The sequence below is a fragment of the Pseudomonas sp. PNPG3 genome, assembly GCF_023093815.1.
GTDB classification, from domain to species: domain Bacteria; phylum Pseudomonadota; class Gammaproteobacteria; order Pseudomonadales; family Pseudomonadaceae; genus Aquipseudomonas; species Aquipseudomonas asiatica.
Map to the genome: position 1 here is coordinate 1 of NZ_JALLKV010000174.1, position 290 is coordinate 290.

A 290-nucleotide genomic window follows, 5' to 3' on the forward strand; every position below is an offset into this window, starting at 1 on the left:
CGGCAAGCTCGGCCTGGGCGCGCAGGCCCCAGCGCGACTGGCGGTACATCGCCTCCTGATCAACCGTCAGGACGGCGCGGCCGAGCGCCTGCACGGCGCCGTCGAGCGACCCGGCGGAAGGAGCGACCCTCAGGGGCGCCCCGTCCTGCACCGGCCGCGTGGGCTGGGCGCCCGATGCCGGCGGAAGACCCGGCCCGGCAAGGCCGTTGCCCTCCGTTGCGGGCGATGCGGCCGGCAGGCCCGGCGCCTGCGGCATGGGCGGCGAAAGCGGAAGATCCTGCGCCAGGACC

General features: G+C 77.2%; 1 pseudogene. It reads right to left on the bottom strand.

Annotated elements, in window-relative coordinates:
* Positions 1 to 290: pseudogene (locus MJ643_RS30620) on the bottom strand (hypothetical protein); the annotation flags it as partial.